Source organism: Sphingorhabdus sp. M41, from assembly GCF_001586275.1.
In the GTDB taxonomy this organism is placed as follows: Bacteria; Pseudomonadota; Alphaproteobacteria; order Sphingomonadales; family Sphingomonadaceae; genus Parasphingorhabdus.
Genome location: NZ_CP014545.1, coordinates 3,220,956 through 3,247,696, shown reverse-complemented (window position 1 = coordinate 3,247,696; position 26,741 = coordinate 3,220,956). Strand labels below are relative to the sequence as shown.

29 protein-coding genes, 1 tRNA gene and 1 pseudogene are annotated in these 26,741 nt (G+C 58.3%); 19 read left to right on the top strand and 12 right to left on the bottom strand.

Annotated elements, in window-relative coordinates; genetic code table 11:
* The first annotated feature begins 2 nt into the window (after positions 1-2).
* The 5 genes from AZE99_RS15490 to AZE99_RS15470 all read left to right on the top strand — a co-directional run bounded on the left by AZE99_RS15490 (position 3) and on the right by AZE99_RS15470 (position 3,637).
* Positions 3-536, top strand: coding sequence for a YdcF family protein (locus AZE99_RS15490; protein WP_067203006.1), 534 nt, complete (start codon positions 3-5; stop codon positions 534-536).
* 1 nt (position 537) lies between these two features.
* Complete coding sequence (locus AZE99_RS15485; protein WP_067203005.1) at positions 538-1,227, top strand: lysophospholipid acyltransferase family protein; 690 nt, start codon at positions 538-540, stop codon at positions 1,225-1,227.
* A 244-nt stretch (positions 1,228-1,471) separates the two neighbouring features.
* On the top strand, positions 1,472-2,455 hold the full coding sequence (locus AZE99_RS16325; RefSeq protein WP_197460214.1) for a hypothetical protein: 984 nt from the start codon (positions 1,472-1,474) through the stop codon (positions 2,453-2,455).
* 136 nt (positions 2,456-2,591) lie between these two features.
* Entirely contained in the window at positions 2,592-3,197 is a 606-nt protein-coding gene (locus AZE99_RS15475) for a hypothetical protein (protein WP_067203003.1), read from the top strand.
* A gap of 44 nt (positions 3,198-3,241) precedes the next feature.
* Positions 3,242-3,637 (top strand): cupin domain-containing protein, encoded by a 396-nt coding sequence (locus AZE99_RS15470; RefSeq protein ID WP_067203001.1) that lies wholly within the window; start codon positions 3,242-3,244, stop codon positions 3,635-3,637.
* Between the two features lie 261 nt (positions 3,638-3,898).
* Here AZE99_RS15470 and AZE99_RS15465 read toward each other — a convergent pair whose 3' ends face one another.
* Both AZE99_RS15465 and hisC read right to left on the bottom strand, forming a co-directional pair.
* The gene (locus AZE99_RS15465) at positions 3,899-4,807 is read right to left on the bottom strand and encodes a prephenate/arogenate dehydrogenase family protein (protein WP_067202999.1); all 909 of its coding nucleotides are present in this window, start codon (positions 4,805-4,807) and stop codon (positions 3,899-3,901) included.
* Positions 4,807-5,907, bottom strand: a complete 1,101-nt coding sequence (gene hisC, locus AZE99_RS15460; protein ID WP_067202998.1) for a histidinol-phosphate transaminase — start codon at positions 5,905-5,907, stop codon at positions 4,807-4,809. The genes AZE99_RS15465 and hisC overlap by 1 nt, the downstream gene beginning before the upstream one ends.
* 115 nt (positions 5,908-6,022) lie before the next feature.
* Here hisC and metX point away from each other — a divergent pair, with 115 nt between their 5' ends.
* From metX to AZE99_RS16025, 4 genes are all read left to right on the top strand, one after another.
* Positions 6,023-7,147 (top strand): homoserine O-acetyltransferase MetX, encoded by a 1,125-nt coding sequence (gene metX / locus AZE99_RS15455; protein WP_067202996.1) that lies wholly within the window; start codon positions 6,023-6,025, stop codon positions 7,145-7,147.
* Positions 7,148-7,277: 130 nt separating this feature from the next.
* Positions 7,278-7,868 (top strand): methionine biosynthesis protein MetW, encoded by a 591-nt coding sequence (metW, locus tag AZE99_RS15450; protein WP_067202994.1) that lies wholly within the window; start codon positions 7,278-7,280, stop codon positions 7,866-7,868.
* A 134-nt stretch (positions 7,869-8,002) separates the two neighbouring features.
* Positions 8,003-8,257: a type II toxin-antitoxin system Phd/YefM family antitoxin gene (locus AZE99_RS15445; protein WP_067202993.1), complete on the top strand. Its 255-nt coding sequence runs from the start codon at positions 8,003-8,005 to the stop codon at positions 8,255-8,257.
* The gene (locus tag AZE99_RS16025) at positions 8,254-8,520 is read left to right on the top strand and encodes a Txe/YoeB family addiction module toxin (protein WP_082788415.1); all 267 of its coding nucleotides are present in this window, start codon (positions 8,254-8,256) and stop codon (positions 8,518-8,520) included. The genes AZE99_RS15445 and AZE99_RS16025 overlap by 4 nt, the downstream gene beginning before the upstream one ends.
* Positions 8,521-8,661: 141 nt before the next feature.
* Here the strand turns inward: AZE99_RS16025 and AZE99_RS15435 are convergent, their stop codons facing one another.
* From AZE99_RS15435 to AZE99_RS15395, 9 genes are all read right to left on the bottom strand, one after another.
* Positions 8,662-9,963: an MFS transporter gene (locus AZE99_RS15435; RefSeq protein WP_067202990.1), complete on the bottom strand. Its 1,302-nt coding sequence runs from the start codon at positions 9,961-9,963 to the stop codon at positions 8,662-8,664.
* A 17-nt stretch (positions 9,964-9,980) separates the two neighbouring features.
* A complete protein-coding gene (locus AZE99_RS15430; protein WP_067202988.1) occupies positions 9,981-11,543 on the bottom strand; it encodes a peptide chain release factor 3 in 1,563 nt (520 codons plus the stop codon).
* Between the two features lie 98 nt (positions 11,544-11,641).
* Complete coding sequence (gene pheT / locus AZE99_RS15425) at positions 11,642-14,008, bottom strand: phenylalanine--tRNA ligase subunit beta (RefSeq protein ID WP_067202986.1); 2,367 nt, start codon at positions 14,006-14,008, stop codon at positions 11,642-11,644.
* The gene (gene pheS / locus AZE99_RS15420; RefSeq protein WP_067202984.1) at positions 14,005-15,120 is read right to left on the bottom strand and encodes a phenylalanine--tRNA ligase subunit alpha; all 1,116 of its coding nucleotides are present in this window, start codon (positions 15,118-15,120) and stop codon (positions 14,005-14,007) included. The genes pheT and pheS overlap by 4 nt, the downstream gene beginning before the upstream one ends.
* Before the next feature lie 109 nt (positions 15,121-15,229).
* The gene (gene rplT / locus AZE99_RS15415) at positions 15,230-15,592 is read right to left on the bottom strand and encodes a 50S ribosomal protein L20 (protein WP_067202982.1); all 363 of its coding nucleotides are present in this window, start codon (positions 15,590-15,592) and stop codon (positions 15,230-15,232) included.
* Positions 15,593-15,631: 39 nt separating this feature from the next.
* Complete coding sequence (gene rpmI, locus AZE99_RS15410; protein WP_066741203.1) at positions 15,632-15,835, bottom strand: 50S ribosomal protein L35; 204 nt, start codon at positions 15,833-15,835, stop codon at positions 15,632-15,634.
* 521 nt (positions 15,836-16,356) lie between these two features.
* On the bottom strand, positions 16,357-17,136 hold the full coding sequence (gene hisN, locus AZE99_RS15405; RefSeq protein ID WP_067202981.1) for a histidinol-phosphatase: 780 nt from the start codon (positions 17,134-17,136) through the stop codon (positions 16,357-16,359).
* The gene (locus AZE99_RS15400) at positions 17,133-17,540 is read right to left on the bottom strand and encodes a hypothetical protein (protein ID WP_067202979.1); all 408 of its coding nucleotides are present in this window, start codon (positions 17,538-17,540) and stop codon (positions 17,133-17,135) included. Before AZE99_RS15400 ends, hisN begins: the two co-directional genes overlap by 4 nt.
* Before the next feature lie 34 nt (positions 17,541-17,574).
* On the bottom strand, positions 17,575-18,510 hold the full coding sequence (locus AZE99_RS15395) for a ribose-phosphate pyrophosphokinase (RefSeq protein ID WP_067202977.1): 936 nt from the start codon (positions 18,508-18,510) through the stop codon (positions 17,575-17,577).
* A gap of 153 nt (positions 18,511-18,663) precedes the next feature.
* Between AZE99_RS15395 and AZE99_RS15390 the strand changes: the two genes are divergently transcribed.
* From AZE99_RS15390 to AZE99_RS15365, 6 genes are all read left to right on the top strand, one after another.
* On the top strand, positions 18,664-20,319 hold the full coding sequence (locus AZE99_RS15390) for an NAD+ synthase (RefSeq protein WP_067202974.1): 1,656 nt from the start codon (positions 18,664-18,666) through the stop codon (positions 20,317-20,319).
* Positions 20,316-21,653, top strand: a complete 1,338-nt coding sequence (gene gltX, locus AZE99_RS15385) for a glutamate--tRNA ligase (RefSeq protein WP_067202973.1) — start codon at positions 20,316-20,318, stop codon at positions 21,651-21,653. The genes AZE99_RS15390 and gltX overlap by 4 nt, the downstream gene beginning before the upstream one ends.
* Positions 21,654-21,807: 154 nt before the next feature.
* Positions 21,808-22,461, top strand: a complete 654-nt coding sequence (locus AZE99_RS15380) for an energy transducer TonB (protein ID WP_067202971.1) — start codon at positions 21,808-21,810, stop codon at positions 22,459-22,461.
* 95 nt (positions 22,462-22,556) lie between these two features.
* Positions 22,557-22,964: a hypothetical protein gene (locus AZE99_RS15375; RefSeq protein ID WP_197460213.1), complete on the top strand. Its 408-nt coding sequence runs from the start codon at positions 22,557-22,559 to the stop codon at positions 22,962-22,964.
* On the top strand, positions 22,958-23,938 hold the full coding sequence (gene ribD / locus AZE99_RS15370; RefSeq protein ID WP_067202968.1) for a bifunctional diaminohydroxyphosphoribosylaminopyrimidine deaminase/5-amino-6-(5-phosphoribosylamino)uracil reductase RibD: 981 nt from the start codon (positions 22,958-22,960) through the stop codon (positions 23,936-23,938). Before AZE99_RS15375 ends, ribD begins: the two co-directional genes overlap by 7 nt.
* Before the next feature lie 47 nt (positions 23,939-23,985).
* On the top strand, positions 23,986-24,594 hold the full coding sequence (locus tag AZE99_RS15365) for a riboflavin synthase (RefSeq protein ID WP_067202966.1): 609 nt from the start codon (positions 23,986-23,988) through the stop codon (positions 24,592-24,594).
* A gap of 38 nt (positions 24,595-24,632) precedes the next feature.
* On the opposite strand, the gene AZE99_RS15360 is transcribed toward AZE99_RS15365, so the two are convergent.
* Positions 24,633-25,415, bottom strand: a complete 783-nt coding sequence (locus AZE99_RS15360) for a DUF1134 domain-containing protein (protein WP_067202965.1) — start codon at positions 25,413-25,415, stop codon at positions 24,633-24,635.
* A gap of 219 nt (positions 25,416-25,634) precedes the next feature.
* Between AZE99_RS15360 and AZE99_RS15355 the strand changes: the two genes are divergently transcribed.
* The 4 genes and pseudogenes from AZE99_RS15355 (at position 25,635) to AZE99_RS16555 (ending at position 26,502) form a co-directional block, all read left to right on the top strand.
* Positions 25,635-25,724: transfer RNA gene (locus tag AZE99_RS15355), tRNA-Ser, on the top strand.
* Between the two features lie 260 nt (positions 25,725-25,984).
* Positions 25,985-26,104 (top strand): annotated as a pseudogene (locus tag AZE99_RS16565) (hypothetical protein); the annotation flags it as partial.
* Entirely contained in the window at positions 26,093-26,332 is a 240-nt protein-coding gene (locus AZE99_RS16560; protein WP_443027775.1) for a phage integrase central domain-containing protein, read from the top strand. The pseudogene AZE99_RS16565 and the gene AZE99_RS16560, both read left to right, overlap by 12 nt.
* A 35-nt stretch (positions 26,333-26,367) precedes the next feature.
* On the top strand, positions 26,368-26,502 hold the full coding sequence (locus AZE99_RS16555) for a hypothetical protein (protein ID WP_443027774.1): 135 nt from the start codon (positions 26,368-26,370) through the stop codon (positions 26,500-26,502).
* Positions 26,503-26,741 lie beyond the last annotated feature (239 nt).

The following is a 26,741-nucleotide window of genomic DNA, read 5'->3' as shown; positions in this document are numbered from 1 at the left end:
GGATGATTTTACGTTTCTTCTCTTTCATGATCCTGCTGTGGATCATCGGCTTTGCCTGGTTCGCCATCGATTTGCCGCGTCCGGCGGTCGATGACGCGCATACCGGTTCGGTCGTCGTACTGACCGGAGGCGCTGGCCGCATTGACCGCGCGCTCGACATTGTCGCGGCAAAAACCGCTGGCCGACTGCTGATCTCTGGGGTCGACCGGGATGTAAAGCCAGCGGAACTTGCTGCCGAATATGAACGAGCCAGTGATTTGTTCGATTGTTGTATTGATCTCGGGTTTCAGGCGGTGGACACGCGCTCCAACGCCCTGGAAATAGCCCGCTGGACTGTCAGGCGGGGCGACAAGTCGGTGCGTCTGGTCACCTCAGACTGGCATATGCGGCGCGCTCGCCTGGAACTGGAACGGGCCATGCCGCAGGATATCCAGATTTTGTCCGACGCGGTGCAGACACAACCTTCGCTGGGCACATTGTTCGTCGAGTATAATAAATATCTGATGCGCCGTCTGGCCGCTTTGGCGGGGGTCTGAGATGCTGGCTTTCCTCCGTTCGCTGATCTTCATGGCCGTCTTTTATATCGGCTCGGTACCGATCATCATTGCCACATTCATTGGTGCGTTTTTCTGGCCAAAGAGCATCTATTACATGGCGCAATATTGGAGCCGCTATCACTATCTATGTGCCCGCCTGATTCTCGGCATCCGCGTCGAGATCAAGGGTGAGATCCGCAATGAGCCTTTGCTCTATGTCTTCAAGCATGAAAGCATGTTCGAAACCATCGATCTGCTGAGGATTTTCGACAGACCCGTAGTCATTGCCAAGAAAGAGCTTCTGGTCATTCCTCTATGGGGATGGGCCGCGACCAAACATGGCCTACTTGGCATCGACCGAGATGGTGGTGGCGCAGCGATGCGGCAAATCATTAAGCAGGCCAAGAAAGCAGTTGCCGAAGGCCGCCCGATCGTGATTTTCGCCGAAGGCAGCCGCGCCCATCATGGCGAACGCCCCGAGCTGCAGACCGGTTTTGCCGGTATCTACAAGCTGATGGGCATTCCGCTGGTGCCGGTAGCGCTCAACAGCGGTATCGTTTCGCCACGCGATACTTTCGTCCAGAAAAGCGGTGTGATCACCTATGAAGTGCAGCCGGAGATTGAGCCGGGCCTCGACCGCGATGACATTCGGGATCGAGTGCATGCTGCGATCAATATGCTGAACGACTAGGCACAGCTGGTCTGTCCGGGCTTCGGTGCCAACTGCGAGCTTGCGGCCCGCATTCTCGACCATAACGGGGCTGGCCAGCTTTTTTGCATCACTCCATTCAGCCGTTGCAACGCCACGTCTAAGGGAGATTACGTGGTTATCCGCTGTCACGTGCAGGCTAGGGTTGTCAGACAGGATCGGGGAATGGACGGGCGCCAGATATTATCTCACTTTTCCCCGCGCACCACCTCCGGAGAAGATGTTTATGGCTGAACAAGAAACCCCCACGGTCCGCGAAGCGGTTGGCGTCTTTCAATCCGAGCGGGCCCTTCAGACGGCGGTCGATGACTTGTTGTCGCACGGATTTGATCGCGCTGAGCTCAGTCTGCTCGCTCCGGTTTCATCTGTTGAAAAGGAACTTGGCCACAGTTTCGCCTCGGTAAAGGAACTGGAAGATGACGCCGCGGTTCCCACCACCGCTTATGTTTCGACAGATGTGATTGGAGATGCAGAAGGCGGCGTTTTTGGCGGATTCATTTATGTAGGCGCGCTGGCCACGCTCACCGCTGTGGTCGCGTCGGGCGGCGCAATCGGTGCGGCCATAATCGCAGCCGCTGCCGGAGGTATTGGCGGCGGTGCGATCGGCGCGATTCTGGCAAGGATTATCGGACAGCATCACGCCGATTATGTCGCGGACCAGCTGGAGCGCGGCGGCCTGCTATTGTGGATACGGACTTGGAATGCTGCGGACGAAAAGCACGCCGTAGAAATTCTGGTCGATCATTCCGGATCCGATGTTCATGTGCACGAGCTTCCCGCGACCCATGATATTCTCGAAAATCGTTACGGCGGCGAGAATTTCGCTGGCGAACTGCAAGCATATCGCGGCGTGCCTTATTCTTATCTCCCTAATGGAGAATATTATATTTCCGGAGAGGTCCTGCCCACGGAACGGGACGTCAAGGCGAGGATTGACCGGGACATCTATCTTGAAACATTGCAGTCCGAAGCGAAAGCACAGGGATGGGAGATCGAAGCCTTGCTGGGCAATCCCGCCGGTATATTTCAAACCCCTGCAAAATTGCTGGCAACCGACCTGCCCGATACGATCAAAGCCGATATTCTCAAACGCTGGGCCTATGGCGAAAAGCAACGCCAAATCGCGTCGGATGATGGCATGAGACCGGTCGGGAACGGCGATCATCTTCGGGAAGTTGTTCTGGCGCAGGAGCAACTGCAGGCTGGCTGATAATATCTTGCGGGCTGAGACTTGTGACAATTACGTAGTTACAAATCACTGCCCATGTTGTTTTTGGACATACCCCCGGAACGATGGACAGTGCCATGTTTCATCGATTCGCCAATGTCATTTCGGAGTCCAAGTCATGAAGAAAACGATATCCACCGTTGCTGCCACACTGGCCCTTTCTCTCGCGATTCAGGGTTGCACCCAGAAAACAGAAAGCGATGATGCGGCAGAATGCAGCACATCCGAAGATGACGCGATGGACGAAGCGGAACAAAGCCTGGATGATGCAAAACATGCAGCCAGCAAAGCCGCGGTGGAAGCGCATAATGCAGCGAGAATGTCGGTAATAGCGGCCAAGCTGGCCGTTTGTTCCGAAGCCCAAAAAGACAAGGAGGCCGCAGCACAAATGGCAATCACGGCAGAAGCCGCGGCCAAGAAGGCGCAGGTCAAGATCGTCGACGCCAATGCCAAGGTCGATCTGGCGGTGGATGAAAATGCCCGCAAGGCCCAAAATCTGGTGAAGGAGGCCGTGGCCGCAACCGGTGAAGCCGTTCGCGAAACCGGCGCATCGCTCAAGGCGGGCCTGGAATCCGACGCTTCTGCTGCTAAGCAGGCAGCAGACGCGGCACAGAAAGCCGTGATCAAGGCCGCTACCGCGACCGCCGATGCCAGCAAGGCCGCTCAGGTTGCGGCAAAGGAAAGCTGGGAAAAGGAAATGCACGAAGGCGGCGAAGACGAGTAAAAGTCTGACCAAGCGAAGCAGCGCACCAACAAGAGGAAATGCAGATGCAAGGATTTGTCGACGATATCGAAGCTTTGACCGAACAGAATGATGACTTCCGCCGCGTGCTCTACACCGGGCATAATCTGCAGCTGGTGCTGATGACGCTCCAGCCCGGTGACGAGATTGGCGAGGAAGTGCATGACGATCGCGACCAGTTTTTCCGGATCGAAGAAGGACGTGGCGAAGTGTGGATCGACGGCAAGGCGAACAAGGTCAAATCGGATGACGGCATTATCGTGCCGCAGGGCGCCAGCCATAATGTCGTCAACACCGGCAAGGAACCGCTTCGGCTCTACACTATCTATGGTCCGCCCGAACATATCGACGGTACCGTCCATGCCACCGCGGCTGATGCTCAAAAAGAACATGAGCATTTTGACGGCAAGACGACCGAATAGTTCGCGCCGCATTTCAGGCGCGCGCCTGGGATATAGAACGGCCGTCCCCGGTTCCGGGAATCGGCAGATGAGGCCTCCCTTTCCTACAGCACTCGCCTTCTGGTAAACCGATTCCATGACCAAGCCGCATCATATCGTGCCTAGCGAGCCTGTGACCCGAAAATAGCGCATTACGGCAAAAGAGTGTTTTCCGCTTTAGGGGGTGTGACCCGTGTGACCCGTTGTTTATTTTGACGGGGAATTTCGGCGACGAACACGCCTTCAGTCGTGCGTACGGCCGAAATCGGGGGCGGCGTCGTCCTGGCCTTCCTCGATGATCCGGCGGCGAATCGCGCGGGTCTTGGTGAACAGGTCGAACAGTTCGTCGCCCTTGTCCCAGCGGATCGCGCGCTGCAGCGCCGAGAGATCCTCGGAGAAGCGCTGCAGCATTTCCAGCACGGCGTCCTTGTTGGACAGGAAGACATCGCGCCACATGGTCGGATCGGAGGCCGCGATGCGCGTGAAATCGCGGAAGCCGCCGGCCGAATATTTGATCACTTCGCCGCGGGTCACGTCTTCCAGATCGGAGGCGGTGCCGACGATCGTATAGGCAATCAGATGCGGCAAATGGCTGGTCACGGCGAGAACCAGATCATGATGTTTGGCATCCATGATCTCGACATTGGCGCCGAGCTTTTCCCAGAAGGCAGTGACTCGCTGGACGTCGCCTTCTGCGGCTTCTTCTGGCGGGGTGAGGATGCACCAGCGGTCATGAAAAAGCGTTGCAAATCCGGCGTCCGGGCCGCTATTCTCGGTCCCGGCGACAGGATGGGCGGGAATGATCCGGGCGCCGGGAAGCGCCTTGGCCAGCGCGGCCAGCACGCTTTCCTTGGACGATCCGACATCGCTGATGATAGCATCGCCGGGCAGGTCCGCGGCGATCTCGGCGGCAACCTCTGCCATCACGCCGACCGGCACGCAGAGGATCACCAGGTCGGCGTCGGTTACCGCTGCGCCGGCGCTATCGCTGACGTCGTGGCAAAAGCCCAGTTCAATGGCTCGTGCCCGCACCGACGGATCGCCGTCATAGCCGGTGATCCGGGCAGTGGGCATGGTCTCGCGCACGGCGTGGGCAATCGAGGAGCCGATCAGCCCAATGCCGATGAGCGCGATATTGGCAAAAGGCAGCATCAGTCGGCGGCTTCCAGTATCTCGCGCAAGGCCTGGGCGACGCCGCGGGTTTCTTCTTCGGTGCCGATGGTGATACGCAGGCCGTTGACCAGCCCCTGTCCGGGCAGCCAGCGCACCGCATAGCCCTTGTCCATCAGCGCGCTATTGGCCTGTTCGGCGGTCACCTTGCCTTCGAACAGCACCAGCAGGAAATTGGTGTGGCTCGGCACGATCTTGAGGCCATGATTGCCGAGCGCGCTCATTTCGTCGCTCAGCCATTGCCGCCATTTGGCATTATGCTCGCGGCTGCGGGTGACGAAATCGTCGGCCGCAAGGGCGGCGACAGCGGCTTCCTGTCCCGCAGTGGTGACATTGAACGGCAGCCGGATCCGGTTCATCGCGCCGATAATATCGGCATCGGCATAGCCCCAGCCGATCCGTTCGGCGGCGAGACCATGGATCTTGGAAAAAGTACGGGTGACCAGCACGTTGGCCTCGCTGCTGGCCAGTACCAGCGCGCCGTCATCCTGACCCTCGTCCATATATTCGGCATAAGCGGCATCGAGCACCAGCAGCACGTGGCCGGGCAGGGCGGCATGCAGACGCGCGATCTCGGCGCGCGGCGTGAATGTGCCGGTGGGATTATTGGGATTGGCGATGAAGATCACCCGGGTCTTGTCGGTCAGCTTGGCGAGAATCGCATCGACATCGGTGCCATAATCCTTGTCATCGGCAACCACCGGGGTGCCGCCATAGCGCCGCGCGGCGATATCATAGACGGCAAAGCCATATTTCACGTAGATGATCTCGTCGCCCGGCCCGCTGAAGGCATTGGCGGCCAGGTGGAGCACATCATCGGAACCGGTACCGCAGATGATCCGGGCCGGGTCCAGGCCATGTTTTGCGGCAATGGCTTCGCGCAACTTGGTCGAGCCGGGATCGGGATAGCGATCGACCGAGCCTGATGCGGCATTCAGCGATTCTGCCGCGGCCGGGCTGCAGCCGAGCGGGTTCTCGTTGGCCGACAGCTTGACGATCTTCCGGCCATCTGCGCCGGTCGATTTGCCGGGCACATAAGCTGCAATGCCCATGATCCAGTCTTTAGGTTTTGGTCCGCTCATTGCCTTGGTCCGCTTGTCTGAAGATGTTCTGTGCCGCCGGACTAACCTTTGCGGCCTGTCAGTCAACAGCATTATCGTTTGACGCTCGGGATTTCGCCGCTTAGCTCGCTTGTTGATGACTGAAGATGACCGCTTTGGATTGGATAGAAAGGTTCGCCTGCTCGGACCGCTGCCGCTGGACAGCGGAGCAGAGCTCGCGCCTGTCGATCTCGCCTATGAAACCTATGGCACGCTCAACGCGGACGCCAGCAACGCGATCCTGATCTGCCATGCGCTGACCGGCGATCAATATGTCGCCTCGAAACACCCGCTGACCGGCAAGGACGGCTGGTGGGTAAGGATGGTCGGGCCGGGCAAGCCGATCGATACCGAGCGCCATTTTGTCATCTGCGCCAATGTGATCGGCAGCTGTCTCGGCAGTTCCGGGCCGGCGACGGTCAATCCCGCAACCGACCAGCCCTGGGGCATGGATTTCCCGGTGCTGACCATCGCCGACATGGTGCGCGCGCAGGCCTTGCTGATCGATCATCTGGGCATAGAAAGGCTGCACGCCGTCGTCGGCGGCTCGATGGGCGGCATGCAGGCAGTAAGCTGGGCAGCGCTTTATCCGGAACGCGTCGGCTCGGCGGTGATCATCGCCTCGGCCGCACGCCACAGCGCGCAGAATATCGCCTTTCACGAAGTCGGACGGCAGGCGATCATGGCCGACCCGCGCTGGCGCGGCGGGGATTATTATGCCGACGATGATCCGCCGAGCAGCGGCCTCGCCGTCGCCCGGATGGCGGCGCATATCACCTATCTCTCGGAAGCCGGCCTGACCGAGAAATTCGGTCGGCGCTTGCAGGACCGTGACGCCAAGACGTTTGGCTTTGATGCGGATTTCCAGGTGGAAAGCTATCTCCGGCATCAGGGGATCAGCTTTGTCGACCGCTTCGATGCTAACAGCTATCTCTATATCACGAGAGCCATGGACTATTTCGATCTCGCCGAGGCGCATGGCGGGGTGCTGGCGAACGCCTTTGCCGGTTCCAAAACCCGCTTTTGTCTGATCAGCTTCGATACCGACTGGCTCTATCCGACCAGCGAAAGCCGGGCGATCGTCCACGCGCTCAACGCCGCCGGAGCAGAGGTCAGCTTCATGGAATTGTCGAGTCCGTTCGGCCATGACAGCTTCCTGCTGGAAAACCCCGAGATGAACCGGATTGTCGACGGCTTTCTGAAAGCGGGAGAGGGAAAATGACCGGAGGTCCTGTAATATTCTGTCTCGCGCGAAGCCGCGAAGGCGCGAAGGGTGACCGGCACCCAGTCTTAGTGTCTCCGCGGCTTCGCGCGCAAAAAACTTCTGTCTCCCGTTTCGGAGAGCGTAGCGCATGACCAAACTCCGTCCCGATCTGCAGATCATTGCCGACAATATCGCGCCGGGCAGCCGGGTGCTCGACATCGGCTGCGGCGACGGCGCGCTGATGGCGGCGCTGCGCGATGAGAAAGGCTGCGATGCCCGCGGGCTGGAGATTGAGCCCACCAATGTTGCCAGCGCGGTCGCCAAGGGGCTGTCGGTGGTGCAGGGCGATGCCGACACCGATCTCGCCGCTTACCCCGACGCCAGCTTCGACTATGCCGTGCTCAGCCAGACGCTGCAGACCACCCACCGGCCCGATGTCATGCTCGACCAGCTGCTGCGGATCGGCAAGCAGGCCTTTGTCAGCTTCCCCAATTTCGCCCACTGGCGGGTACGCAGTTCCTTACTGTTCGGCGGCCGGATGCCGGTCACCCGCCTGATCCCGCAAAGCTGGTATGACACGCCCAATATCCACCATGTCACCATCGACGATTTCCGCGCGCTGGTGCAGGACGGCAAATATGCGCAGGAAGGCCAGTGGTTCCTGAGCGGCGACAAGCAGACCGGACGCGGCCTGGCGAACCTGCTGGCGGAACATGCGGTGTTCTTGTTGCGGGGGTGACCAGTCATCCCGGCCAAGGCTGGGATCCAACCCAATGGCAGTTAAGTTCGCGACCTTGGTTTAAGTCCCAGCCTACGCTGGGTGACAGGAGTCATCTTGACATTGTACTACTTTAGGTACAATAATGATTCATCATGCTGATGGAAAATTTCTCGAAGGCCCGCGCCAATCTCAAGGCGCTGATGGACCGCGTTGTGGCCGACAAGATTCCCCTGAAAATCACTCGCCAGAATGGCGAGGCGGTGGTCATGATCTCCGAGAGTGAGTGGGCCGGTATGGAAGAAACTATTCATTTGTTGTCTTCACCAAAAAATGCGGAGCGCCTGCTGGAGTCGATTAGGCAACTTGATGCCGGAGAGGGATTCGAGCCTGAGCTTTTCAAGCGGTGAATGTATTATTCTCCGCGAAAAGCTGGCCGGAATATCGATATTTCCAGGAACATGATCCAAAACTTTCCGAACGGATATATTTGCTGATAGAGGAATGTCGCCGAACGCCTTTTCGGGGTACCGGCAAGCCAGAACCATTGCGCGGTCAGCTGAAAGGCTGGTGGTCGCGGCGCATAAACCGCGAGCATCGCCTAGTCTATCGCGTCCGTGGTGAAGGACCAGAGCAAGTGCTGGAAATAGCGCAATGCCGATATCATTATTGACTCGGGCGGGTTCATAGTAATCACCGTCATCCCGGCGAGGGCTGGGATCCAACCCGATGGAAGTGAGTTTCCGGAACTTGGTTTTAGACCCCAGCCTTCGCTGGGGTGACGGCTATATAAGTTACGTGATCTGAGACACGCTCATCCCCGCTGGACCTCGTCCAACCCAAACGCCGCCCATATAGCCAACCCACTCATCCCGGCCATCACCGCCAGCACCACTTCCCCGCCAAACCAGTTCGCGACCAGACTGAAAACGCCGCCCGCCAGCAACAGCAGGCCGATAATCGTATTCGACAGCGCGGTATAAGCGGCGCGGCTGTCCTTGTCGGCCATGTCGACGAGATGCGTTGACCGGCCGAGGCGCACGCCCTGATAGGCGATCATCAAGCCGAACAGCAGCACCGGCAATATATAGCCGCCGCTCAGCGTTCCGGCGAAGGCGAGCCAGCTTGTCACGGCCAATATGATCGCGGCGACCATTGCCGAGAAGACCAGCACCTTGCGGCTGGAGCGGTCGGACAGGCGACCCCAGACGAAGCTGCTGCACAGGCTGGCGAGGGCCGAAGCGAGCACCAGAAAGCCGAGCTTGTCATAGCCTTCACCGGCTTGGCTGCCGACGGCGATCATGAACGGCGGCGCCAATGCGGTCGCGGTCAATAGTCCGCGGGTCAGGATGAAGCGGACGAGTTGCGGATCATCCCGCAGATAGGTGAAATTGTTATACGCCTCCTTCAGCGCCGTTTTTCCGCCTTCCGTGGCACCGGCCTCTTCCTTCAAGGTTGAAAACAGCAGCGCGCTTAATATCCAAGCCCCGCCGGCCAGAAACAGACCGCCGGTCACCAACAGCATCCGGTCAACCAGATCGGAGGATAGAGCCAGCGCATAGACAATCACGCTGACCGAAGCGATGGAGCCGGCCAGTCCTGTTGCGGTGCCGCGCCGGGACTTGTCGATGGTCTTGCCGAGCACGTCTTTGTAGCAGACTGAACAAATGCTGCGGGCCAGCGCCAATATCGCCAGCGCAATCACAATTGCCCAGCCCGCGGCCGCACCGGTCATGGTGATCGCGACCAGCCCGATGGCAGCGGCTCCCAGCCCCTGTACCAGCGATCCGACCGCCCATGCCCATTTGCGGCGCTGCAATTTCCGTAAATATCCGGCAGTCAGAAGCTGCGGCAGCAAAGCTCCTGCTTCCCTGACCGGCACCAGCAGCCCGATCAGCGCCACCGGCGCCCCCAGCGATGTCATCAGCCAGCTCAGCACCAGCTTCGGGTCGATCAGCCCGTCGGCGCCTTTGGTCAGCGCCAGAGAGCCGACATGTTTGAAGAAATTGCCTGGCTCCTGATGGCAGGCGCTTTCCGGAATATCGGCGCAGACTCGGCCTTCGTCATCGATGGTGATCGCTTGAAAGGCTTTCTGGGTCGTGGTTCTGCTGGCCATGACCGGGAGTTACCGGATTAGCGTTCGCGTGTCGCGCTGAACTTTAGGTCAGGATTACGCTCTTCCTGATAGCCGACATCCCAGGCGCTTTTTGCCAGGAATACCAGATTGCCGTCGCGATCCTTGGCGAGACTTGACTGGTTGATATTGGCAAAGGCATCAACGGTCGCCTCGTCGCCGCTGATCCAGCGGGCGGTTTCGAACGGCGCCATTTCAAGATAGGCATCGACTTTATATTCCGCTTCCAGCCGCGACACCAGCACCTCGAGCTGCAATTGCCCGACCACGCCGATAATCCAGTTGGCGCCGATTTCGGGATAGAAGACCTGGACCACGCCTTCTTCGCTGAGATCATCCAGCGCCTTGCGCAATTGCTTGGTCTTGGTCGGATCGCGCAGGATTACCCGGCGCAGGATTTCGGGCGCAAAATTCGGCAGGCCGGTGATCCGCACCTGGTTTTTTTCCGATAGAGTGTCACCGACCCGCAACGTGCCGTGATTGGGGATGCCGATGATATCGCCGGGCTCCGCCGTATCGGCAATTTCGCGGTCCTGCGCGAAGAACAGGATCGGTGAGTGGATCGCAATCGGCTTGCCGAGACCCGAAGGGATCAGCTTCATACCGCGCTTGAACTCGCCGGAGCAGAGCCGCATGAAGGCAATCCGGTCGCGGTGCTGCGGGTCCATATTGGCCTGAATCTTGAAAATGAAGCCGGTGACATCGTCGCTTTCCGGATCGATCGGAGCCGGTTCGGCGGGTTGCGGGCGCGGCGATGGCGCATAGTCAGCGATCGCCTCGATCAGCTCTTCGACGCCAAATTGCTTGAGCGCCGAACCGAAATAGACCGGCGTCAGATCGCCGTTCTGATAGGCCTCGAGATCAAAGCTGCTATAACCGCCCTGCGCCAGTTCGCCTTCGCTGGTCAGTCGCTCGAGCGCGCCTTCGCTGAGCACATCGGCCAGTTTCGGATCGTCGAGACCGGTAAATTGCTGTGTGACGCCATCATATATTTTGCTGTCGCCGGTCGGCTGGTGCAGCTGGTTGCGTTGCAGATCATAGACGCCCTCGAATTGCCCGCCCATGCCGGTCGGCCAGCTCATTGGACAGACGTCCAGCGCGAGCTTGTCGGCGACTTCGTCGAGCAGTTCGAACGGATCGCGGCCTTCGCGGTCGACCTTGTTGATGAAGGTGATGATCGGTACGCTGCGCATGCGGCAGACTTCGAACAGTTTGAGCGTTTGCGCCTCGATGCCGGACGCAGCATCGATCACCATGATCGCGCTGTCGACGGCGGTCAGGGTGCGATAGGTATCCTCGGAAAAATCCTCATGGCCCGGCGTGTCGAGCAGGTTGAAGACAATGCCGTTGCGCTCGAAGGTCATGACGCTGGAGGTCACCGAAATCCCGCGCTGCTGCTCGATCTTCATCCAGTCCGACCGCGCGCGTCTATTGTCGCCACGCGCCTTGACCTCGCCCGCCAGATGGATAGCGCCGCCTTTCAGCAGCAGCTTCTCGGTCAGCGTCGTCTTACCCGCATCGGGGTGAGAGATGATCGCGAATGTCCGGCGTGGTTTGGTCATATTAATATCTAACTCTCGTCATGCTGAACTTGTTTCAGCATCTCCATGTACTCGCTTGTCTCAAAAGATCCTGAAACGAGTTCAGGATGACGAATCTTCTAGCCCCTCAATTCAGCGCCCAATTTTGCCGCGTTTGTCACAACCTTGTCCGACAGCGCCTTCAGGTCCTCTTCGGTCAGTGTTGTGTCGATCGGTTGCAACGTCACTTCCACCGCTAGCGATTTCTTACCTTCGCCCACACTCGGTCCCTCGAATAGATCGAAAATCCGGGCATCGGTGATCAGCTTCTTGTCCGCGCCCTTGACCGCGCGCACCAGATCGCCCGCCGGCAGCTCCGCATCGACGATGAAGGCGAAATCGCGGGTCACTGCCTGCAAGGCAGGTGGCGCGAAGGCATCGCGCATATGGCCCGACTTCTTCTTCAGCGGGATTGCATCGAGGAATATCTCGGCGGCGACAGCTGTGCCCTTGAAGCCCATTGCCTTGGTCGTTGAAGGATGAAGTACACCATAAGCCGCCAATATCTTCTTCGGTCCCAGGCGAAACGTGCCCGACTGGCCGGGATGATAATGATCACCGGCCTCGCCGAAATCCATCAGCTTGTCGGTCGGTGCGCCGGCGGCTGCCAATATGGCGAGAACTTCCGCCTTGGCGTCATAAGCGTCGAATTTCGTCGCTCCGCCGGCCTGCCAGCTGCGGGTATGATTTTCGCCCGCCAACACCAGGCCGATGGTCGGATGCTCGCTGGTTTCCAGGTAGCGGCGGCCGACTTCGAACAGTCGGATCGACGAAGCACCGCGCGCGGCGTTGCGCTGGGCTGCCGCGATCAGGCCGGGTAGCAGCGAGGGCCGCATGACTTTGAGATCTTCGCTGATCGGATTGGCGAGCGACCATGTGCCGCCGCCGAAAGGCGCGGCTTCCTTTTCGGAAATGAAGCTCCAGTTGACGACTTCGTTGAGGCCGCGTGCCGCCGCTGCCCGCCGCGCCTTGCGCTCGGACATCTGTTCCGGCGAGGCCGTCGGTTTGGCGACGCCCGGTGCGCGCGGAAGGGGTGTCGACGGGACATTGTCCAGTCCTTCCATCCGGATCACTTCCTCGACCAGGTCCTGCCAGCCAGCGACGTCACGGCGCCATGTCGGCACGGTGACCTGCCAATTGCCGTCGATTACAAAGCCTAAAGCTTCCAAAATGGCCTTTTGCCGATCTGGTGCGACATCGAGCCCACCCAGTGAAGCGCATTGACGCGGATCATAAGCAATAGTGCGCTGGTCCGTCGGCGCTTCACCGGCGCGGGTGATTTCACTTGCTGTGCCACCGCAGAGTTCCTGCACTAGCTTTGTGGCTATAGCGATGCCTTCTTCGAGGAATGCGGGATCAACGCCGCGCTCGAACCGTTGCCGCGCGTCGCTGGTCAGCATCAGCTTCTGGCCGGTGCGGGCGATATGGGCCGCATCGAAATAGGCACATTCGATCAGCACATCGGTCGTGTTTTCGTCGGTGCCGTTGGTCGCGCCGCCCATGATGCCGCCAATCCCATGCGCGCCTGCCTGGTCGGCGATCACGGTCATGGTCTCGTCGAGAATATATTCCTTGTCGTTCAGGGCGACCAGCTTTTCGCCGGCCTGCGCCTTGCGCGCAACCAGTCCGCCGTTCAGCTTGGCAACGTCATAGACGTGCAGCGGGCGGCCCTGATCGAGGGTGACATAATTGGTGATATCGACCAGCGCCGAGATCGGTTTCTGGCCAGCGGATTTCAGCCGCGCCTGCATCCAGTCGGGTGACGCGCCATTGGTTACGCCGCTCACCGTACAACCGTAAAAAGCAGGGCAGCCTTCCTGATCATCGATCGCGATATCGGGCCCGGCGCCGTTGCGGGCGATGGTTGCCAGGTTCATTGGCTTGAGCGTGCCGAGGCCAGCCGCAGCGAGATCGCGCGCTATGCCGCGCACGCCCATGCAGTCCTGCCGATTGGGCGTGATCGAGACATCGATCACTGGATCGTCCAGCTGTGCATAATCAGCGTAGCTGGTGCCAACCGGCGCATCAGACGGCAATTCGATAATGCCGTCATGATCTTCGCCAAGCTCCAGCTCGCGCGCGCTGCACATCATGCCGAAGCTCTCGACATCTCGGATTTTCGCCGGTTTCAATGTGAAATCGCTACCCGGAATATAGGTGCCGGGAGGGCCGAAGACACCGACCATGTCCTTGCGCGCATTGGGCGCGCCGCAGACGACTTGCCAAGGCTCGTCGCTGCCGTCGTCCACCTTCAGCAATTGCAGCTTGTCGGCGTTGGGATGCGGTCCGGCTTCGATAACCTTGGCGACGCGAAACGGGCGCAGGGCATCGGCAGGGTTTTCAACGCCTTCCAGCTCCAGGCCAATAGAGGTCAGCTTGTCGGTGATTTCGGTCAGGCTTCCGTCTGTATCGAGATGGGCCCTGAGCCAGCTTAGGGAAAATTTCATGCGCCGACTCCTCCGCTCAATGTGGGGACGTCGAGTGCATCAAAGCCATAATGATCGGCCCAGCGCAAATCGCCGTCGAAGAAGGCACGCAAGTCATCCATGCCATATTTCAGCATCGCTAGCCGGTCGATGCCGCAGCCGAAGGCAAAGCCCTGCCAGACGTCCGGATCCAGCCCGCAATTGCGGATCACATTGGGGTGGACCATGCCGGACCCGAGTATCTCCATCCAGCCGCCCTCATTGCTGCGGGAATCGCCGCCGATGATCCGGCGGCCTTTCTCAACCGAAAAGCCGACATCGACTTCGGCGCTGGGTTCGGTGAACGGGAAGTAGCTCGGGCGCAGGCGCAATTCGATATCGTCGCGCTCGAAGAAAGCGCGGACGAAGGTTTCCAGCGTCCATTTCAGATGGCCCATGTGGATGCCCTTGTCGATCACCAGGCCCTCGACCTGATGGAACATCGGCGTGTGGGTGGCATCGCTGTCGCTGCGATAGGTGCGGCCGGGGGCGATAAGGTAGATCGGTTCGCCGGCGCCGCCTGTTTGCCTGGCAACATCCATCATCGTGCGGATTTGTACCGGAGACGTATGGGTGCGCAGCAATTTGGGCATGCCGCTGTCGTCGGTCTGTGGGAAATAGAATGTATCGTGCATCGCGCGGGCCGGATGGGTGTCCGGGATGTTGAGCGCGGTAAAATTGTGCCAGTCGTCCTCGATCTCCGGACCGGTGGCGACCGAGAAGCCGAGATCGGCGAATATTTCCGCCAGTTCGTCCATCACCTGCGATACCGGGTGGATGCTGCCTTTGGGGGCGGAGGGTGCAGGCAAAGTCAGATCAAGCTTTTCGGTGGCCAGCTTGGCGTCCAGAGCGGCGGTCTCCATCGCCTCCTTGCGGGATGTCAGCGCATCGGCGACAGCCTGCCGCGCGCCGTTGATTTTCGGGCCCTGTTCCTGACGCTCGTCCGGTGACATCTGGCCCAGCGTTTTCAGCAGCAGCGAAATCTCGCCCTTCTTGCCGAGCGCCGCCAGACGAATCGTCTCCAGCGCATCGCCATCGGCTGCAGCGTCAATCTGCTCCAGATATTTGTCCCTGATCGCCTCGATGTCGCTCATCATACTGTCCCATTTTCTTTCGCTGCCCGTCTAGCAAGCCTTGTGAAAAACCCAATAAAAAAGCGCCGCGAGATTGCTCCCCGGCGCTTCTTTGAATTTCTGAAAATGCTTAAGCTTTCGCCAGAGCATCCTGCGCCTGTTTGATGATGCCGCTAAATACTGCGGGTTCATTCATCGCCAGATCGGCCATTACCTTGCGGTCGAGTTCGATCCCGGCCAGCTTGGTGCCGTGGATGAACACGCCATAGGTCATGCCTTCGGCGCGAACCGCAGCGTTGATACGCTGGATCCAGAGTGCGCGGAATGCGCGCTTCTTAACTTTACGATCGCGATAGGCATATTGACCGGCTTTTTCGACAGCCTGCCGCGCGATGCGGATGGTATTTTTGCGACGGCCATAATAGCCCTTCGCCTGTACCAATAATCTTTTATGTTTTGTACGAGTGGTCGTACCCCGTTTGACGCGTGCCATATTCTATATCCTGTAAGTTAGAGAGTCGCTGCGGCGGGCTTAGCCCAAGCCGTATGGCGCCCATTTCTTGACTGTCCGAGCATCCGCATCACACAATTTCTTGGTGCCGCGGTTCTGGCGGATATATTTGCTGTTATGGCTCATCAAACGGTGGCGTTTGCCGGCTACGCCGTGCTTTACCTTACCGGTTGCGGTGATCTTGAAACGTTTCTTCACACCACTTTTGGTCTTCAACTTGGGCATTTTGGTCTCCTCTAGAAGTTACCGTTACGGACACTTGTGGCAGCCCAACACTGGCCAGAGCATCACTTCGGAAGAGGCGCATTAACAGGATTCGGCTCGAAAGCAAGGATATTAGTGCATTTCCCCATACCATTCTTTTTCCGAACCCAAGCCGCATGGATGCCGACCAGAACAGTTGAGCTCCTGATCAATGATGCTTTGGACTTCCTTGGTTTTTGAACAGTCTTTGTTGGAATTATTGGACAGGATGATTCCAGGCAACGGAGCGAGCTCCCGAACTACTCTTAAGTTCTTTCGTAGATCGCTATCAGACAGGGTTTCTCCTAATTCGGAAGCTTCCCACAGCCAACCTATATCGTGATCGGATACGGTCACGAATATCAAGGGGGTCGAGTGGTATCCAGCAGGGCTTGGTTTGTCCCACCCAGCCTTACTCAAATCGCAGATTTGCATTCGTTCTGAATTTTGATCGCCGCAAGATATCAATAGCCCGCAGACTATAAAAATTCCAGAAATGGAGCTCAATGATGGCAAGCAATAGCCTCCAGCACATCATCCACCCGTGCGTGATCGCCGATCGCCAGCACATGGCCATCTGATTCCGCGTGGAGCGGTTCGCCGTTCCAGTCGCACATCATTCCGCCGGCGCCGTCGACAATCGGGGCGAGGGCAGCGAAATCGTGGAGCATCAGACCCGCTTCGCAGACCACATCGACATGGCCGCTGGCGACCAGGCCGTAATTATAGCAATCGCCGCCATAGATAATCTTGCGCGGCGCAACTTTGCTGGCCAGTCCCATGAAATGTTCGGCATCATGCTCGTCGAAAAGATGCGGCGATGTGGTGGCGAGGACGGCATCCTTGAGTTCGCGGCAGCGCGCGGATTTTGCCGGCTGGCCGTTGAATATGGTCGGTCGCCCGATAACGCCGACCCAGCGTTCTCTTGAAATCGGCTGGTCGATGATTCCGATCAGCGGAAAGCCTTCCTGCATCAGTGCAATCAAGGTACCGAATATCGGGCGTCCGGCGATGAAACTGGTGGTCCCGTCAATCGGATCGAGCACCCATTGGCGCGAAGCGCCTTCGTTGCGCGGGCCATATTCCTCGCCGATAATACCGTCATCGGGCCGCTCGGCTTCGATAATCGCCCGCATCGCCGCTTCTGCGGCGCGATCCGCCTCTGTGACAAAGGTCGAATCGCTCTTTGCTTCCTGATCAAATTTGGCACGAAAGAAAGGGCGGATGGCTTCGCCAGCAGCTTCTGCAAGCTTTTGCGCGAGGTCGATATCTTTTGGGGTCATTCGTCATCCATAGCTGGGGGAGTAGGTCGCCAGGCCCACAGGTAGAGGATCAGGCCGGTGATGATGAACAGCGCACAGCCGGACAGCACCCAGGCATTGGCATACCAATAGTCACCCCAGGTAAACTCGCCGGCCATGATCTTTTTCCAGCCATTGAAATGCTGCATCCCCGCTACGATCAGACCCAGCACAGCGAGAGTCGATGCTATCCACCGGTTGAGCCAGTGCATGGGGTTGGCCAGCAGGAGCAGGCCGAGTAGCCCGATGATCGTTCTTTGTGCGCGGCAATAAGGGCAGACATAAACCAGTTCCGCCCATTCGGTGGCCCATGCGAACAGCGAGATGAGAATCGCCAATATTGCGATATGGATGCGATATTTCAGCAGAAGTTCGAAACTGGGCATTGTCGTCTCCTGATGTTAGAAAATGCGGTCGTGATTAGTCCCACAGGCTACTGACCGAACTTTCATCGGCGATCCGCTTGATCGCTTCGCCGAGTAGAGGCGCGATCGGGAGTACCCGGATCTTGCTGGAATCGAGCGCGGATTGTGGGGTCCGGATCGTGTCGGTGATGATCAGCTTGCGCAAGGAAGAGGCGTTGACCCGCTCCACTGCCTTGCCGGAAAGAACGCCGTGAGTGATATAGGCGGCGACATCGGTTGCACCTGCCGCGATCAGGGCATCGGCCGCGTTGCAGAGCGTGCCAGCGCTGTCGGCAATGTCGTCGATCATGACGCAAAAGCGGCCTTTGACGTCGCCGATGATGTTCATGACTTCGGACACGCCAGCCTGCTCGCGGCGTTTGTCGACGATAGCGAGCGGCGCGTTGTCGAGGCGCTTTGCCAATGCCCGGGCGCGAACCACGCCGCCGACATCGGGGGAGACGACCATGATATCCTTGTCGCTGTGACGCTTGATGATATCTTCGCTGATTACCGGCGCGCCGTAGAGGTTGTCGGTAGGGATGTCGAAGAAGCCCTGAATCTGTCCGGCGTGAAGATCGACGGTCAATACACGGTCTGCACCCGCTTCGGTAATGAGGTTGGCGACCAGCTTGGCTGAAATCGGTGTGCGCGGTCCGGGCTTCCGGTCCTGGCGGGCATAGCCGAAATAGGGAATGACTGCCGTGATCCGCTTGGCTGAAGCGCGGCGCAGAGCGTCGATGCTGATCAGTAGCTCCATCAGATTGTCGTTGGCCGGATGACTGGTCGACTGGACGACAAACACATCCTCGCCGCGGACATTTTCGTGGATCTCGATGAAAATCTCGTCATCGGCGAAGCGCTTGACGCTCGCATCGGTCAGCGGGATACCCAGATATTCGGCAATTTCTGTAGCAAGTGGCAAATTGCTGTTGCCCGACATGAGTTTCATAACTGCGTTCCCCGATCCAGAGGCCCGCAAGAATCCCCAGCGGCACCCCATGACAATTTCGTGACCCTGTTAGACAGTAGGGCGCTAAATCAAAAGTCCGTATTTGCGTTTATTTCGATTGCTCCGCACTGTGGCCCTTTCTATCAGGGCGCGATGACGGAAAAGCTTACCATCACCATGGCGCAATTAACACAGAGCGTTGGCGATCTGCGCGGCAATGCCGATGCGATGATCGCGGCGCACGGCGCGCGGCCGGACAGCGACCTGATTTTGTTCCCGGAGCTGCAGCTGATCGGCTATCCACCGGAGGATCTGGTATTGAAGCCCTCGTTGTGGGAGCGCGCCGAGGCGGAACTCAACCGACTGGCAGCTGCGACCGCAGGGTCGGGACCGGCGATGCTGGTCGGGTCGGTGTTCCGGGAAGGTGGCAAGCTTTATAACGGCATTGCGCTGCTCGCAGGCGGACATATCAAGGATATCCGATACAAAGTCGAACTGCCCAATTACGGCACATTTGACGAAAAGCGGCTCTTTTCATCGGGGCCCTTGCCGGAGCCAATCATCTTCAAGGGCTGCAAAATCGGCTTGCCAATCTGCGAGGACGTCTGGTTCCCAAGCGTTTGTGAACATCTGAAATCAGAGGGAGCGGAGCTGTTTATTTCGGTTCACGGCAGCCCATATGAAATAGAGAAAGACGATATGCGTCTGGGACAGGTGGCGACGCAGCGGGTTCGGGAAACGGGTATTCCGATGCTGTTCCTGAACCGGGTTGGCGGACAGGACGAGATTGTGTTTGATGGCGCCAGTTTCGTGCTCAATGGCGATGCCAGCGTCATGCACCAGCTGCCCGACTGGGACGAGGCGATCGTCGATACGCACTGGTCGCGCGAAGGCGGAGAATGGACCTGTGCGCCGGGCGAGATTCATCAGCTGGATGACCATCCTGCCGATATCTATAATGCGATGATAGTTGGCTTGCGCGACTATGTGAATCGTAATCGCTTTCCCGGCGTTTTGCTCGGCCTTTCCGGCGGTATCGATAGCGCCTTGTCCGCTGCGGTCGCCGTCGATGCTTTGGGAGCTGACCGGGTGTGGAATGTGATGATGCCATCGCGGTTCACCTCGCAGGAAAGTCTGGACGATGCCGAGGGTTGTGCCAAAATGCTGGGAACCCGGCTGGATACGATTCCAATTGGCCCGGCTGTCGAAGGCTTTGATGCAATGCTCGAGGACAGTTTCGCCGACAGCAATGTCGATATTACCGAAGAGAATATCCAGTCGCGGATTCGCGGCGTGACGCTGATGGCACTGTCGAACAAGTTCGGCCACATGTTGCTGACCACCGGCAACAAGAGCGAGATGAGCGTTGGCTATGCCACCATCTATGGTGATATGGCGGGCGGCTATTCAGTGCTGAAAGACGCCTATAAGCTGACCGTGTTTAAGTTATCCGCGTGGCGCAACCGCAACAAACCCAGCCTCGGCCTTGGTCCCGATGGACCGGTGATGCCGGAAAGCGTGATCACCAAACCGCCGAGCGCCGAATTGCGCGAGGACCAGAAGGATAGCGACAGCCTGCCGGATTACGAGATTCTCGATCCGCTGCTGCACGGCCTGATCGAGGAAGAATTGTCGGTCAATGATCTGGTGTCGCGGGGATTTGACCGGGAAACGGTGGTGCGGATTGAGCGGCTGCTCTATATCGCCGAATATAAACGCCGACAGGCCCCGCCGGGCGTAAAGCTTGGCACCAGGAATTTCGGCCGTGACCGGCGCTATCCGATAACCAACGCATTCAGGACTGTATGACCATAAAAACCCGCTTCGCCCCGTCACCAACGGGCCATCTTCATGTCGGCAATATCCGGACCGCGCTGCACAACTGGATGTTCGCGAAAAAAGAGGGTGGTACCTTTCTGTTGCGGCTCGACGATACCGACGCAGAGCGGTCAAAGGAAGAATATGTAGACGCGATCCAGGCCGATCTGGCGTGGCTGGGTCTGGAGCCCGACGAAGAGCAAAGGCAGTCGGCGCGCTTTGACCGCTATCAAGACCATCTGGCGAAGCTGAAGGCCGATGGCCGGGTTTATCCCGCCTATGAGACTGCGCAGGAACTGGACCTGAAGCGCAAGATCCAGCTCGGCCGGGGCAAGCCGCCGATCTATGATCGCGCGGCGCTCGACCTGACCGCCGAGCAGGTCGCGGCTTTCGAAGCGGCAGGCCGCAAGCCGCACTGGCGCTTCAAGCTTGATCACGAAACGCCGATCACCTGGACCGACCTGATAAGGGGCGACCAGAATTTTGATCCCGCTCTGCTGTCCGATCCCGTGATCCTGCGCGAAGACGGAAGCTGGCTTTACATGCTGCCCTCGGCGATCGACGATATCGAAATGGGGATCACTCATGTCGTGCGCGGCGAGGATCATGTTGCCAATACCGCAGTGCAGATTCAGATGTTTGAGGCACTTGGCGCAAAGCCGCCGGAATTTGCCCATGAGGCGTTGCTTGTGGGGACCGAAGGCAAGCTTTCCAAGCGGCTCGGTTCGCTTGGGGTCGGCAGCTTTCGTGAGAAGAATATCGAACCGCAGGCGATTGTCGCCTTGCTCGCGCGTATTGGCACCAGTGACCCGGTGGAACCGATTGCCGATGTGCAGCAACTGATTACCACCTTCGACTTTGCCCGCTTTGGCCGCGCGCCGGCGCGGTTTGACGATGAGGAACTGGCGCAGCTCAATCAGAAGATTGTGCATCTGCTTGATTATGCGGATGTAAAGGGCCGACTGCCGGAAGCGATGGACGCTGAAGCCTGGGCGGTGATCCGGCCAAATCTGCATGATATGGGTGATGTCGACCAGTGGTGGCAGGTGGTGACGGGACCGATTGCCTTGCCCGGATTTTCACCGGAAGACCGGGAGTTTCTGTCCGTCGCGCATGGTGAACTGGAAGAATTGGAAGCATCTTCCGAACTCTGGAAGGATCTCACCGGAGCGCTCAAGGAGGCTACGGGACGCAAGGGCAAACCCCTGTTCATGCCGCTGCGTCAGGCCTTGACCGGATTGGATCATGGGCCCGATATGAATGCTCTTCTGCCCTTGATCGGGCGTGAGGAAGCACTAAAAAGACTAGTAAAAGCAGCCACTTAAAGACCTTTTGGAAAGCTGACATCCTACCACAGGCACGGCCATGTTTGCAATATTCTATGTAATAGTATAACATTACAATTGGCGCTGGGGTGAGATAGTCAAACAGGCACGGAGCCGCTCCGCCACTTCTGAGGATGGTTGAGAGGATATTATCATGAGCTATGTTTCCGTTTACGAGAACAAGACACCACGGACGAAAGGTTTGATACTGGCCGGTGCCGTTCACGCGGCTATTATTGCTGCCGTGATTGCGATGCCCGGGATTGAGATTCCGGAGAGACTAAACGGCCCTTTCATTGCGACAGCTATACCGAAGCCACAGCCGACAGAGCCTGTGATCGAAGACAAAAAGCCGGAAGTCAAAGTGGCTCCGCAGATGCGGCAAACGGCAGCGGACCGGCCGATCATCAAATTGTCGGCCGCTCCGCTCAACGAATATGCCGAGGCCAAGCTTGGGAGCGGATCGGCAGGAGTGGGCATTGAAATCCCCTTTGAAACGATAAAAATCGCGCCGGATCCAGTGATTGTCGGTGCGCGCCTTAACACGCGCTATGCAGGACAGTTTCAGCCCGACTACCCGGTTGGCCAATTGCGACTTGAACGGCAGGGCGAGGTCAGCGTTCGGGTGCTGGTCGGCACCGACGGTCGCGTGAAGCAGATAGAATTGATCGATTCGCCGCATGTGGATTTCTGGACCGCGACCCGGAAACAGGCGCTGAACAAATGGCGATTTGCGCCCGCGACAAAAGACGGAAAGCCATTTGAAAGCTGGATGACGCTGAAAGTTCGCTTTGAAATCAACAGTTGATCATCGCACCGAATGGCCAGTCCGGTTTTCCGGCGGCAATTTTGCCGGAAGGGCTGGTCATCCGGGCGTGGCCGCACTATTTGGACGCCATGGGAATGTTAAAAGATGTATCGGTCGGCGGTGGCTTTGGCGATCTGGTCGCAGTCTTTCGTCAGAGTGAACCGGGCGAGCGCCTGCTCCCGGCCGCATTGGCGATTGCCTGTACGGCGTTCATTTTGTTCCTTTTCTGGCTCGATCCCAAGGTAAATACATATACTTATGTACCGCAGGAGGTCATTTATGTCGAAAACTGGACAACGGATCGCACGGACGAGGAAATCCTGCAGGACCGCTGGGAAATCCAGTGTCTGAAGGACAAGCTGGAAGAGAAGCGGCGCGAAGCGGTGAAATCGCTCGGCCGGATGTCCGGAATGGATGTCGACGAGATTGAGCGCGACGCGATCGCGGAACGGCTGGCGCGCGGCGAGGTAGAGGTGGAACGTCCCGCCGGTCTGCAATGCTGACTCCCCCGGGAGACGCCCATTTCATGGCGGCTGCCCTGGCCTTGTCGGAACGAGGGCGGGGCCGGACCGGGGCCAATCCCAATGTCGGCTGCGTCATCGTCAAGCAAGGCGTGATCATCGGCCGCGGCTGGACCCAGCCCGGCGGACGCCCGCACGCCGAGGAAATGGCGCTGGCTGAGGCTGGTCGCTCTGCCAAGGGCGCGGACATTTATGTCACCATGGAGCCCTGCGCCCATGAAAGCAGCCGCGGACCGACCTGCAGCATCTCTATTATCGACGCAAAACCAAAGAGAGTGATTGTCGCGACCCTCGATGCCGATGAACGCACGAGACGCAGAGGGATCGACCGGCTGGGTGATGCGGGCATTCCCGTCTCGGTCGGCATAAGGGAGCCGGAAGCGCGCAGTGCAATGGCCGGTTTCCTGTGTCGCCTGGAAAATGCCCGTCCCTTTGTCACGCTCAAGCTGGCGATGTCGCTGGACGGCTGTATTGCCCTGGCCGACGGGTCGAGTCAGTGGATCACCGGCGATCAGGCGAGGGCGCACGCCCATCTCGAGCGCGCGCGCAGCGATGCGATTCTCGTCGGAGCCGGAACGGCAAGAACCGACAAGCCAGGACTGGATGTCCGGCTTGACGGGCTGGCCGACCGTTCCCCGCAGCCGGTCGTGCTTGGGAATGATCCCGACAAGCCGGCTCATTGGCTGCAAATCTCCGAGCCCGCCGCGATTGCCGATCTTCCCGACATCAACTGGCTGCTCGTTGAAGGCGGCGCAAAAACCGCATCATCCTTCCTGCAAGCGGATCTGGTCGACCGGCTTTTGCTCTATCGCGCGCCGATCATCATTGGCGGCGGGCTGCCCGGCATTGGCGATATCGGGCTGGAAAAGCTCGGCGATGCGCACGGCCGGTGGCGGCGCACCGATCAGCGCCAGCTGGGGCAGGATGTGCTTGAGATATACGACCGCGCAGCCTAGGTTCCGCTCCGTTTACAGAAAATAGGCACAGCAAAATAGGATCGTCCATGTTCACAGGCATAGTATCAGATATCGGGACCATAGACTCGCTCGATCAGCGCGGCGATCTCCGCGCGAAAATCTCATGTGGCTATGCGATGGACAGCGTCGACATGGGGGCTTCGATTGCCTGCTCGGGCGTCTGCCTGACGGTGGTCGACAAGGGAGCGGACTGGTTTGCGGTGGATATATCCAGCGAGACCCTCTCCTGCACCGCGCCGGGACAATTTACCGCCGGACGGCGGATCAATCTGGAGCGCGCCCTGAAGGTCGGTGACGAACTGGGCGGGCATATCGTGACCGGTCATGTCGATGGTGTCGGCGAGGTGGTTTCCAGCAAGACTGCCGGCGATTCCCGGGAAGTCGTCATCCGGATTTCAAAAGACCTGGCACCTTATATCGCCGCCAAGGGATCGATCACGGTCGACGGTGTGTCGCTCACCGTGAATGCGGTGACCGACGATGCAGAGGGCGCGCTGTTCACCCTGAATATCATCCCCCATACCGCGCAGGTGACAACGCTCGGCGAACTGGAACCCGGACGTCCCGTCAATCTCGAGATCGACATATTGGCGCGCTATCTGGCGCGCATGGAAAAGGTCCGTTCGCTCGCCTGATACGAGGACAGGCCAGCGATTGACGGACTATTCGCTGATCAGAATGGCAGCCACTGCTGCTTCTTGCTGAATTTCATATAGCCGACATTGGCACCGAGACGCAGGCCTGCACCGAGACGTACCGGGATCAGCACCTTGTCGCCGCTGCGCAAATAGCTGACGTGGAAGCCGCCGATGAAATAGGCAGCCCCTTCGCCGGCCGGGAAGCGCTGATACAGGTCTTCGCTATTGTAGAGATTGTAAACCAGCACAAAGGTATTGGCTGCGTTTCCGCCAAAATCAAAGCCGATCGACGGGCCGGTCCAGTAAACCGGACGTTCGCCTTCGATTTTGTGAAAAAGCTTGCCCGAGCCGTAGCGCAGGCCAACGATGAAGGCACCGCTGGCTTCGCGGCCTGCAATATAGGCATTGGGCCGGCCCTGCTTTTTCAATATATCCTCGATGACTTCGGCCAGGCCTTTCGCGCCTTTGCCGAACACGCCTTCTGCCGCGCCGATCAGATCATCGTCCTGATAGGTGTTGCTGTCATCGACCGCGGCGGCCGCACTGCCACCGGTCTGGGCAGCGCTGGTGGCCGAGCCGGAGGGGGCAACAAGATCCGCGTTGATATCGCTGTCCATCGGCGCATCCTCGACCATCGTCGGGCGCGACACGTCGGATTCGAAATTCCCGTCATAGTCGGGCGCAGCCAGATCGGCATCGATCACATCATTGGGATCGACATTCTCCACCTGGGCAAATGCGGGCGACAGGCCAGGTGCAGTGGCAAGGGCCAAAACAGCGAATAGCCCCAAAAATTTCTTCGTGCACAATGGTAACATGGGTCACTCCTTCCCAATACCAGCCAGTCACGGCCCTCGGCTGTTGGACATGACCACGCAATGAACGGACGACGAACTGAGTCGATTCTGCGGCAGTGTGAGTCCCGCCATCATAAACCGGGATGTTTCAGCTTTGCCGCTATGTTTCGTGGCGGGCCATTTTTCCCGTTGCAGCCAGAGCCATCCATGGTTATAGCGCGACCTCTAGCCAAGCTGCGTGGACACGTGGGTGAGCGGCTGAAACCACCTCCTTGCTAAGGAGACAAGCCTTTACGGGCTTCGAGGGTTCGAATCCCTCCGTGTCCTCCATTTTTTCCATCCCAATCCTTTATCATCCAGAACCGTGTGAAAGTTTAAGCTTTTACACCGATTTCTTATAGAATCCGTCCAGCCCACTCCAAGTCCATCCACAGCCAATGGGGGTATATTGGGGGTACAAGCCTACCAAAAAGAGGGTAAAAAATGCAGGCGGACACAGCGATCATAATTGTGGTTGCAAAGGAAAAGCTGTATAAAATAAGCGATGGAAACAGCCTGTCCCTTGATATTTCTAAAAAGGGCGCAAAACGCGTCGCTTCAAGTTCCGATTCGGGAACAAGGAGCAGTTGCTTATCCTAGGAACCTACCCCGATATATCCTCGGCGGACCCCCGAGAAAGGCGCAACGTAACGCGTAAATTGCTGGGCGCAGGTCGTAATCCACCACATTCATTTATTCGTTCGCAACTGGTCGGTGATCCGACCGGCTCCAAAAGTTTCGATGCACGGGCTCATGAATGGTGTGATCTCAGGCAGCCGCGATGGAAGCCTATCCATACCAAAGATGTCATTGCAAGTCTCGAACGAGATATATTTCCGCTTCTGAGACCGGTGCCGCTCATAGAAATTGATGAGCCGCTATTGCTGTCACTATGCTGACCCATTGCGGCAGTTTCTGCCGACAGCTTTTGATCATGACCAAATGGATCAAGAATCTGATCGACATCGTCCAAACCAAAGGCTTCGGGGCGCATCAAATCGCCACCCCATTTTTTAAACTGCTCTTCTCTAACAAACATGCGATGGGTTGGTTGGGCCTGCGCATGTAATTGTCCGGGCAATGATTTTCTGGGCCCGATGCCAACGATCAGGTCACCTAGCTCGTTTATCACCCCAATCAGATTGTCTAACGATCCGATGCCTCGCTCTAATCTCGCAATGGCGTGCGAATAGATGCTCTTCCGTTCCGCCAGCATTTTACGTGACCAGCCCGGTGAGCGTTTAGCTTTATGCAGATCTTCGCATAAAATGTGATCAGTCTTGCTATCACAAGTTGAATAAAAATCTT

Bases quoted from the DNA above. Each gene is read 5' to 3' on its own strand.
- AZE99_RS15490 (WP_067203006.1), top strand. From the start codon at position 3: ATGATTTTACGTTTCTTCTCTTTCATGATCCTGCTGTGGATCATCGGC.
- AZE99_RS15485 (WP_067203005.1), top strand. From the start codon at position 538: ATGCTGGCTTTCCTCCGTTCGCTGATCTTCATGGCCGTCTTTTATATC.
- AZE99_RS16325 (WP_197460214.1), top strand. From the start codon at position 1,472: ATGGCTGAACAAGAAACCCCCACGGTCCGCGAAGCGGTTGGCGTCTTT.
- AZE99_RS15475 (WP_067203003.1), top strand. From the start codon at position 2,592: ATGAAGAAAACGATATCCACCGTTGCTGCCACACTGGCCCTTTCTCTC.
- AZE99_RS15470 (WP_067203001.1), top strand. From the start codon at position 3,242: ATGCAAGGATTTGTCGACGATATCGAAGCTTTGACCGAACAGAATGAT.
- AZE99_RS15465 (WP_067202999.1), bottom strand. From the start codon at position 4,807: ATGCTGCCTTTTGCCAATATCGCGCTCATCGGCATTGGGCTGATCGGC.
- hisC (WP_067202998.1), bottom strand. From the start codon at position 5,907: ATGAGCGGACCAAAACCTAAAGACTGGATCATGGGCATTGCAGCTTAT.
- metX (WP_067202996.1), top strand. From the start codon at position 6,023: ATGACTGAAGATGACCGCTTTGGATTGGATAGAAAGGTTCGCCTGCTC.
- metW (WP_067202994.1), top strand. From the start codon at position 7,278: ATGACCAAACTCCGTCCCGATCTGCAGATCATTGCCGACAATATCGCG.
- AZE99_RS15445 (WP_067202993.1), top strand. From the start codon at position 8,003: ATGCTGATGGAAAATTTCTCGAAGGCCCGCGCCAATCTCAAGGCGCTG.
- AZE99_RS15435 (WP_067202990.1), bottom strand. From the start codon at position 9,963: ATGGCCAGCAGAACCACGACCCAGAAAGCCTTTCAAGCGATCACCATC.
- AZE99_RS15430 (WP_067202988.1), bottom strand. From the start codon at position 11,543: ATGACCAAACCACGCCGGACATTCGCGATCATCTCTCACCCCGATGCG.
- pheT (WP_067202986.1), bottom strand. From the start codon at position 14,008: ATGAAATTTTCCCTAAGCTGGCTCAGGGCCCATCTCGATACAGACGGA.
- pheS (WP_067202984.1), bottom strand. From the start codon at position 15,120: ATGAGCGACATCGAGGCGATCAGGGACAAATATCTGGAGCAGATTGAC.
- rplT (WP_067202982.1), bottom strand. From the start codon at position 15,592: ATGGCACGCGTCAAACGGGGTACGACCACTCGTACAAAACATAAAAGA.
- rpmI (WP_066741203.1), bottom strand. From the start codon at position 15,835: ATGCCCAAGTTGAAGACCAAAAGTGGTGTGAAGAAACGTTTCAAGATC.
- hisN (WP_067202981.1), bottom strand. From the start codon at position 17,136: ATGACCCCAAAAGATATCGACCTCGCGCAAAAGCTTGCAGAAGCTGCT.
- AZE99_RS15400 (WP_067202979.1), bottom strand. From the start codon at position 17,540: ATGCCCAGTTTCGAACTTCTGCTGAAATATCGCATCCATATCGCAATA.
- AZE99_RS15395 (WP_067202977.1), bottom strand. From the start codon at position 18,510: ATGAAACTCATGTCGGGCAACAGCAATTTGCCACTTGCTACAGAAATT.
- AZE99_RS15390 (WP_067202974.1), top strand. From the start codon at position 18,664: ATGACGGAAAAGCTTACCATCACCATGGCGCAATTAACACAGAGCGTT.
- gltX (WP_067202973.1), top strand. From the start codon at position 20,316: ATGACCATAAAAACCCGCTTCGCCCCGTCACCAACGGGCCATCTTCAT.
- AZE99_RS15380 (WP_067202971.1), top strand. From the start codon at position 21,808: ATGAGCTATGTTTCCGTTTACGAGAACAAGACACCACGGACGAAAGGT.
- AZE99_RS15375 (WP_197460213.1), top strand. From the start codon at position 22,557: ATGTTAAAAGATGTATCGGTCGGCGGTGGCTTTGGCGATCTGGTCGCA.
- ribD (WP_067202968.1), top strand. From the start codon at position 22,958: ATGCTGACTCCCCCGGGAGACGCCCATTTCATGGCGGCTGCCCTGGCC.
- AZE99_RS15365 (WP_067202966.1), top strand. From the start codon at position 23,986: ATGTTCACAGGCATAGTATCAGATATCGGGACCATAGACTCGCTCGAT.
- AZE99_RS15360 (WP_067202965.1), bottom strand. From the start codon at position 25,415: ATGTTACCATTGTGCACGAAGAAATTTTTGGGGCTATTCGCTGTTTTG.
- AZE99_RS16555 (WP_443027774.1), top strand. From the start codon at position 26,368: ATGACCAAATGGATCAAGAATCTGATCGACATCGTCCAAACCAAAGGC.